General features: G+C 67.9%; 7 protein-coding genes. 4 read left to right on the plus strand and 3 right to left on the minus strand.

The annotated features are described in order from the left end of the window. Positions 1–24: 24 nt before the first annotated feature. On the minus strand, positions 25–1,251 hold the full coding sequence (locus GFH49_RS32100) for an IS110 family RNA-guided transposase (protein ID WP_155053965.1): 1,227 nt from the start codon (positions 1,249–1,251) through the stop codon (positions 25–27). 499 nt (positions 1,252–1,750) lie between these two features. Between GFH49_RS32100 and GFH49_RS32105 the strand changes: the two genes are divergently transcribed. Both GFH49_RS32105 and GFH49_RS32110 read left to right on the plus strand, forming a co-directional pair. Continuing rightward, complete coding sequence (locus GFH49_RS32105; RefSeq protein WP_030973973.1) at positions 1,751–2,035, plus strand: hypothetical protein; 285 nt, start codon at positions 1,751–1,753, stop codon at positions 2,033–2,035. After that, complete coding sequence (locus tag GFH49_RS32110; RefSeq protein WP_155059577.1) at positions 2,017–2,430, plus strand: DNA-binding protein; 414 nt, start codon at positions 2,017–2,019, stop codon at positions 2,428–2,430. Before GFH49_RS32105 ends, GFH49_RS32110 begins: the two co-directional genes overlap by 19 nt. Before the next feature lie 118 nt (positions 2,431–2,548). Here GFH49_RS32110 and GFH49_RS32115 read toward each other — a convergent pair whose 3' ends face one another. Next, a complete protein-coding gene (locus GFH49_RS32115; RefSeq protein WP_155059578.1) occupies positions 2,549–3,793 on the minus strand; it encodes a plasmid pRiA4b ORF-3 family protein in 1,245 nt (414 codons plus the stop codon). A 112-nt stretch (positions 3,794–3,905) separates the two neighbouring features. On the opposite strand from GFH49_RS32115, the gene GFH49_RS32120 reads away from it, so the two are divergent. After that, a complete protein-coding gene (locus tag GFH49_RS32120) occupies positions 3,906–4,628 on the plus strand; it encodes a hypothetical protein (RefSeq protein ID WP_155059579.1) in 723 nt (240 codons plus the stop codon). A gap of 139 nt (positions 4,629–4,767) precedes the next feature. Further along, a complete protein-coding gene (locus GFH49_RS32125) occupies positions 4,768–5,997 on the plus strand; it encodes a helicase-associated domain-containing protein (protein ID WP_230396623.1) in 1,230 nt (409 codons plus the stop codon). Positions 5,998–6,222: 225 nt separating this feature from the next. Here the strand turns inward: GFH49_RS32125 and GFH49_RS32130 are convergent, their stop codons facing one another. After that, positions 6,223–7,449 (minus strand): IS110 family RNA-guided transposase, encoded by a 1,227-nt coding sequence (locus GFH49_RS32130; RefSeq protein ID WP_155053965.1) that lies wholly within the window; start codon positions 7,447–7,449, stop codon positions 6,223–6,225. Positions 7,450–7,693 lie beyond the last annotated feature (244 nt).

The raw sequence follows: 7,693 nt of genomic DNA on the forward strand, positions 1-7,693 counted from the left end.
TCAGACACCCCATGTCGTTTGGTGTCAAGCGGTATGGGGTTGTGCGTGGTGCGACCAGGCGGTTGCTTCGTCGTAGAGGGTGCGGGTCTTGAGGCATCCGTGGAGGATGCCGACGAGCCTGTTGCCGACCTGGCGGAGGGCAGAGTTGTAGCCGGCCTCGCGGGCTCGCTGCTTGTCGTAGTACCGGCGGGCGCCGGGTGAGGCCCGCAGGGCGGAGAACGCCTGGCGCTGAAGCGCGTCGGCGAGCCGGTTGTTGCGCACGTAGCGGGCCTGGACGGTGTGGCTCTTGCCGGAGGCCCGGGTAACGGGGCTGGTTCCGGCGTAGTTCTTGCGGGCCTTGGCGGAGCTGTAACGGGTGGGATCGTCCCCGAACTCGGCGAGCACCCGGGCGCCGGTGATCTCTCCGATGCCGGGCATGGAGAGGTAGATCTCAGCGTCCGGGTGCGCGAGAAAATGCGCCTTCACCTGCTCTTCCATCGCGGCTATCTGTTCGTTGAGGGCGATCAGGAGACGAGCATGGGCGGTCGTGGTGGCCCCGTAGGCGGCGGCCACCGGCTCGGGCAGTTCCAGGTGCTTCTCGCGCAAGGCGGCCTGGATGGCCCCGGCCTTCTGGTCCCGGTTGTGGCGTCGGGCGCGGGCCAAGATGGCGGTGATCTGGATGCGGGTGAGCCTGGCCGCCGCCTGGGGGGTGGGCGCCTTGATGAGCAGTTCCAGCGCGTCGGTGCTGGTCAGCTCCAGGCTCGCGTAGGCGTTCAGGGCTGCGGGGAAGTACTCGCGCAGCGTGTTGCGCAGTCGTTGGAAGGTGCGGGTGCGTTCCCAGATCAGGGTCTGGTGGGCGCGGGCGACGACCTTGACGGCCTGGGCCTGGTCGCTGTCGCCGGCGATGGGCCGCAGCTGGTCGCGGTCGATGCGGACCATGTCGGCCAGCGCGTGGGCGTCGCCTCTGTCGCTCTTGGCGCCGGAGGTGCTGTACCGCTCCTTGAACCGGGCGACCTGCCGAGGGTTGATCGCGTAGACCCGGTAGCCGGCCGCAAGCAGGGCCTGCACCCAGGTGCCGCGGTCCGTCTCGATCCCGACGATCACGTCGCAGGGGACGAGGTCCTCACCCGCATGCTTCGCCACAAGCTCGTGGAGCTTGGTGATACCGTCCGCGCCCTCGGGCAACCTTGCGGTCGCGAGGCGGCGGCCGGTGGTGTCCTGGACTTCGACATCGTGGTGGTCCTCGGCCCAGTCGTCGCCGATCAGCAGCAACTCATCCTCCAGGTCAGGTACTTCCCGGTCATGCAGCCCGCGGAAGACACGGCACGCGGCCTAATGGATCCAGTGCTCACGCTCAGCTCGGCGGGCACGCCACCCCATCAGCGGTCATGGCCTTCCGGCCAACCAGCAGGGGCACGGTCTGACCACAGAACTCACAGTGGTTCCGGCGACATAAGTGCTCACCTGCTGGCGGCTACGGCACCGAGTCTCTCCGACCCGGCAGCTCCCATTAGGCGGCTGCGGAGGATACGAGATTCGAACTCGTGAGGGGTTGCCCCCAACATGCTTTCCAAATGTTCGTCTGGGGGTCCGGAGGAGGTCGTGGGTGTCCTGACCAGCTGTGGAGCGGACTGCTCAACGGCGTCCGGACACGGCTGAACGTATGTGAATGAGACCAGAACTGAGACCACGAGGTGACGGGTGGGCGGCTCGCCACGTTCGGGGCACTGCACTCAGGTCGGATTCCTACTTGTTTGATAATGTCGATCCCATGAGCGAGATTCCTTACAGTGTCGGCGAGGGGCCGGCCACCAGGGTCAGTCTCTCCCTCCCTGAGGGGACGGCGGAGGCGATCCGCCGACGGGTCGGCAAGCGTGAGTTCTCCGCGTTCATCACCGAAGCGGTGGAGCGCGAGCTGCGTGGTCAGATCTTGGATGAGTACCTGGCCGACTACGAACGCCGTCAGGGGCCGATCTCCGAGCACGAACAGGAGCGGGCACGCCGGGTCTTCGACGAGGTGTTCGCCGAGGAGGGGCAGTGGCCCGCCGCAAGCTGAGCCACGAAGGCACCCTCGTTCTCGACTGTGAGGGCCTGTCGAAGCTCGTCAGTGATCACGAGCCTGTAGTCGCCCTCATCGCCGAAGCCCGCAAGCGGGGTATGGAGGTGGTAATCAGCGCACTCACCATCATCGAAGCTGTGCATCGTCGGACCGACAAGGCGCGGCTCGCCTGGGTCCTGTCCGGTGTGCGGATCGTGCACATCGGCGACGAGGAGGCCAAGGCAGCCTCAGCCATGCTGGTCAACGCCGGGCTGCATGGTCACAAATACGCCATCGACGCCGCCGTGGCCGAGATGGCGCTGCGTCAGCGCCGCCCGGTCGTCATGCTCACCTCGGACATCGACGACATGACGAAGCTCTGCGGCGACCGAGTGCGCCTCGTCGCCGTGTAGCCGACGCCCAAGAGACGAGAACGTCGGGGGATGCGGGGGTCGGCCCGTACGTCTTGTCCAAGCGCGGCGTAGCGGGATGGGTGGACCAGTCGGCCGTGAACGGTGGCGTGGCCGGCGTTCATGGTGCCGTGAGGCGCAGCAGCCGAGCGTTGGCCTCGTCCGACGAGAAACGGCCAGGGGCGAATTCCGTGGCGGACCGAAGGCCGAGCCACTCCAGCATGGCCTGGTGTTCCTCATGCGCCGGGTCGGCGAGGATCACTTTCAGGTCGCTGTAGCCGGGTGCGCCGCCGCAGTCCTCGGGCGGGCAGATCCCGGCGCCGTCCACGCAGTGCGGATAGTGAAGCCCGGATGCGGCTGTCTGGAGCGACTCGACGGTGATGAGGTCCTCCCAGGAGTCCCCGAAGTCGTAGGTGTACACACAGTGGGTACCCGGCTTGAGCAAGGCGCCCAGTGCGGCTGTGTGCTCGTCGCGGAAGCCCAGTTCGCCGCCGGGACGGCCGTACTGGACGCCGCCGATGGTGAACGCGTGCATGTGGCAGTTCTGCCAGCCCATCGCGGCCTGGATCGCTGAGTGAAGCCGGTCCAGGCGGATCGTGGCGGGCACAAGTAGTCGCCGCCAAACCCGGGGGCCGTCCACGTCTGCGAGCTCGACGAGGATCCGCAGCACCGCGTCGCCGGGCTCGGGCTCGCCCCGCATCCGGGCCGTGTCGGTGCGTCCGTCCACCGTCAACTCGGCGCTGTCCTCCGTGAGATGGACAGCGCCCAGGGAGGCGAGGGCCTTCAAGACTCGTTGGATGTCGTGGTCGCCCGCGGTGCGCAGATGCCGCAGACGGTCGGGGGACAGGTCGTCGAGCATGTACAGCGGGCTGACCGCCTGCCATACCACCTTGTACAGGTCGCTGAGCCGCACGGGGGTCGTGGCCGCGTACAGCCGCTGCAGCAACGTTCGCAGGCCCCGGTCGTACTCGTGCCTGAACAAGGACTCCAGCCAGCCGGAGACGGTCACGGCCGGGCCGATGTGCGGCAGCGCGTCGAACAGTGCGCGACGCAGTTCGTCGGGGTGGTCCAGCAGCTTGGCGTTCTTCTTCACTGGCAGCAGGCGCCCGCCCGCGGTGCGCAGCAGTCGTGCCGCCTTTGCCCACTCGACGAGCAGTGTGAGGTGGTACAGCTCCTCGCTGGACTTTGTCTTGAACGTACGGTCCCCGATCACCGGGTCCATCCGGTCGCCGGTGTCCAGGACCTCCACCAGTGCCCGCGCGTCGGTGAGCGTTACCCGGCCGGTCTGGGTCAGTTTGCGCCCCGCACCGACCCAGCCGACCAGTGCTCCCACCTGTTCGACGGCCCCGCCCACTGTCTCGCCCATGCTGACCCTCCTGTTCCGGTCCGTATCCCTTCTGACCCGAACCCAGGGTGGCAGCACCGCAGGCGCACCCTGTGCTTCGCATGGGGCGACACGGAAGTGCCAGACTGTGACGGTGACAACACGCGACGAGGAACTGCTGGCCCGGGTCCGGGAGATGAGGGAGCGCGGCAGCGCGCCGAAGCAGATCGCGAAGGCACTGGGGCTGCGACCGGCCCAGGCGACCGCGCTGGTCAGACGGGTCGCCGAGGCGGCGCTGGCGAACCTCGCGCCGGATGAGCGGCCGTTGGTGGGCTGTTGGGTCAACGCGGGCTGGAGCGTGGGACTGGATTTGGCCGAAGCCCCGGACTGGGCGGCGGCCGACCCCCTCGGTCGGGAGCCGGACCCGGGCACCGGCGGCTTCGCCCAGATTCTCCTGGCCCGCCAGGAACGTGCCAGCAGGGTCACCGTCACCGGGTTCCTGGTGGACGTGTACTGCCTGGGGGTCAAAAACGTCACCGACCCAGAGGTGATGGGGTCCGGATCTCTGACCACGTACGTACCGATGTACTACTCGGCTTTCGATCATCGGCCGCTGCCGATCGGCGTGGAGCAGGCGCAGACGATCGTGCATGATGCGGTTGCCTATGCCCGCGCTCTCGGCTTCGATCCCGCGGGCGGCTTCGCCGACGCCGCAGTGCACCTGGGTGCCCCGCCCGGCGACCGGCCCGTCATCGGCTTCGGCCGGGACGGCAAGCCGTTCTACTTCTCCGGCCCCTACGACGACCCGCGTGAGGTGGTCCAGATCCTCGAAGGCACCTGCGGTCCCGGCAACTACGACTACGTTGCCCATCTGTAGGAACGGGACGCGAATGGCTGAAGCGGGAAACACAAGCAGTGATACCGGTCGAACAGCAACATGGGCCCCCGGCACTCCGAGGATTCGGCACACCGAGCACGAGGCGCAGGCCAACCTGCTGGCGGTACTGCGCCTGTGCATGACGAAGAAGCTGCGGTGCAGCGAAAAGACCCGCCGCCCCAGCACCGCCACCGTCTCGGCGGTCGCCGAAGTCCTGGACGGTGGCGACTTCTACCCGCACCAGGCCATCGCCGCCTTCGCCTGGCCGATGCTGCTCCAGGCAGGCGGCCTCGCCCAGCTGACCGGTGGTCGGCTGGTGCCGACCACGCGCGGACGGGCCGTGCTGACCCAGCCGCCGCACCTGGCCATCCCCCATCTGTGGCAACGCTGGCTGAACAACAGCCTTCTGGACGAGTTCTCCCGCGTCGAGGAGATCAAGGGCCAGCGCTCGGCGAACGTCCTGACCGCCGCCAAACCGCGCCGCAAGCTCGTCGGCCGAGCGCTGGCCGGCCTCACCCCGGGTGAGTGGATGTCCATCGACGGCCTGTTCACTGACATGCGCGAGGCCGGTCTGGATCCAGTCGTCCACCGCAGCGAACGCGCCCTGTGGAAGCTGTACCTGGAGGATCCGCAATACGGCAGCCTCGGCTACGACGGCTACCACAACTGGTCCCTCCTCCAGGGTCGGTACACCTTGGCAGTGTTCTTCGAGTACGCCGCCACGCTCGGCCTCATCGACATCGAGTACGTCCCCCCGGCGGGCGCCCGTGACGACTACCGGGACAACTGGGGTGGCGACTACCTGGATCAGCTCAGCCGCTACGACGGCCTGTCCGCACTCCGCCTCAATCCCCTGGGCGCCCACGCCGTCGGCCTCGCGGACGACTATGCCCCCGCCCAGGTCCTCGCCTCGGCCGTCCCGACGGGCAGGGTCACCGTCCTGGCAAACTTCGACATCGTCGCCCTCGACGGGCTTCCCTCCGTCGAGACCCTCCTCCTGGACGCCTTCTCCGAGCGGAAAACCGACCGGGTTTGGACGCTCACCACTGCTTCTCTTCTTTGTGCCCTCGACCGAGGGCAGACCCTCGACGAGCTCCGTGGCTACCTGAGCCAGGCCGCCTCGCATCCCGTGCCCCAGACCGTCACCACCCTGCTCGACGACATTGGCCGTCGCACCGGCCGACTCCGCGATACAGGGGAGACCCATCTCATCGAGTGCGCGGACGAGGCACTGGCAGCCCTCATCAGCAGCGACCGCCGCCTGCGCCTGCTGTGTACCCGAATCGGTGAGCGCCACCTTGCAGTCTCCCCAGACCGTCTGCCTGCGTTCCGCAAGGCCGCCCTGGCCCTGGGCTACCCGCTGGTCTGATGGCCCGAGGAGAGCCGCTTCGGGGAGCTTCGGTTGGCCAAGGCGCCCATCCATGCGTGTCCGCTGATCACCGACAGTGGGCCGCGTTTGCCACATGCGGGAAATATCTTGAATGCCGGAAATGAATGAGACCAGAACTGAGACCAGAGCAGGCCAGAGTGTCGGACCGCGAGCTGCGGTCCGACACTCTGTTTCGCCTGGTCAGACACCCCATGTCGTTTGGTGTCAAGCGGTATGGGGTTGTGCGTGGTGCGACCAGGCGGTTGCTTCGTCGTAGAGGGTGCGGGTCTTGAGGCATCCGTGGAGGATGCCGACGAGCCTGTTGCCGACCTGGCGGAGGGCAGAGTTGTAGCCGGCCTCGCGGGCTCGCTGCTTGTCGTAGTACCGGCGGGCGCCGGGTGAGGCCCGCAGGGCGGAGAACGCCTGGCGCTGAAGCGCGTCGGCGAGCCGGTTGTTGCGCACGTAGCGGGCCTGGACGGTGTGGCTCTTGCCGGAGGCCCGGGTAACGGGGCTGGTTCCGGCGTAGTTCTTGCGGGCCTTGGCGGAGCTGTAACGGGTGGGATCGTCCCCGAACTCGGCGAGCACCCGGGCGCCGGTGATCTCTCCGATGCCGGGCATGGAGAGGTAGATCTCAGCGTCCGGGTGCGCGAGAAAATGCGCCTTCACCTGCTCTTCCATCGCGGCTATCTGTTCGTTGAGGGCGATCAGGAGACGAGCATGGGCGGTCGTGGTGGCCCCGTAGGCGGCGGCCACCGGCTCGGGCAGTTCCAGGTGCTTCTCGCGCAAGGCGGCCTGGATGGCCCCGGCCTTCTGGTCCCGGTTGTGGCGTCGGGCGCGGGCCAAGATGGCGGTGATCTGGATGCGGGTGAGCCTGGCCGCCGCCTGGGGGGTGGGCGCCTTGATGAGCAGTTCCAGCGCGTCGGTGCTGGTCAGCTCCAGGCTCGCGTAGGCGTTCAGGGCTGCGGGGAAGTACTCGCGCAGCGTGTTGCGCAGTCGTTGGAAGGTGCGGGTGCGTTCCCAGATCAGGGTCTGGTGGGCGCGGGCGACGACCTTGACGGCCTGGGCCTGGTCGCTGTCGCCGGCGATGGGCCGCAGCTGGTCGCGGTCGATGCGGACCATGTCGGCCAGCGCGTGGGCGTCGCCTCTGTCGCTCTTGGCGCCGGAGGTGCTGTACCGCTCCTTGAACCGGGCGACCTGCCGAGGGTTGATCGCGTAGACCCGGTAGCCGGCCGCAAGCAGGGCCTGCACCCAGGTGCCGCGGTCCGTCTCGATCCCGACGATCACGTCGCAGGGGACGAGGTCCTCACCCGCATGCTTCGCCACAAGCTCGTGGAGCTTGGTGATACCGTCCGCGCCCTCGGGCAACCTTGCGGTCGCGAGGCGGCGGCCGGTGGTGTCCTGGACTTCGACATCGTGGTGGTCCTCGGCCCAGTCGTCGCCGATCAGCAGCAACTCATCCTCCAGGTCAGGTACTTCCCGGTCATGCAGCCCGCGGAAGACACGGCACGCGGCCTAATGGATCCAGTGCTCACGCTCAGCTCGGCGGGCACGCCACCCCATCAGCGGTCATGGCCTTCCGGCCAACCAGCAGGGGCACGGTCTGACCACAGAACTCACAGTGGTTCCGGCGACATAAGTGCTCACCTGCTGGCGGCTACGGCACCGAGTCTCTCCGACCCGGCAGCTCCCATTAGGC

This window comes from Streptomyces blattellae (genome assembly GCF_009709555.1).
Taxonomy (GTDB): domain Bacteria; phylum Actinomycetota; class Actinomycetes; order Streptomycetales; family Streptomycetaceae; genus Streptomyces; species Streptomyces blattellae.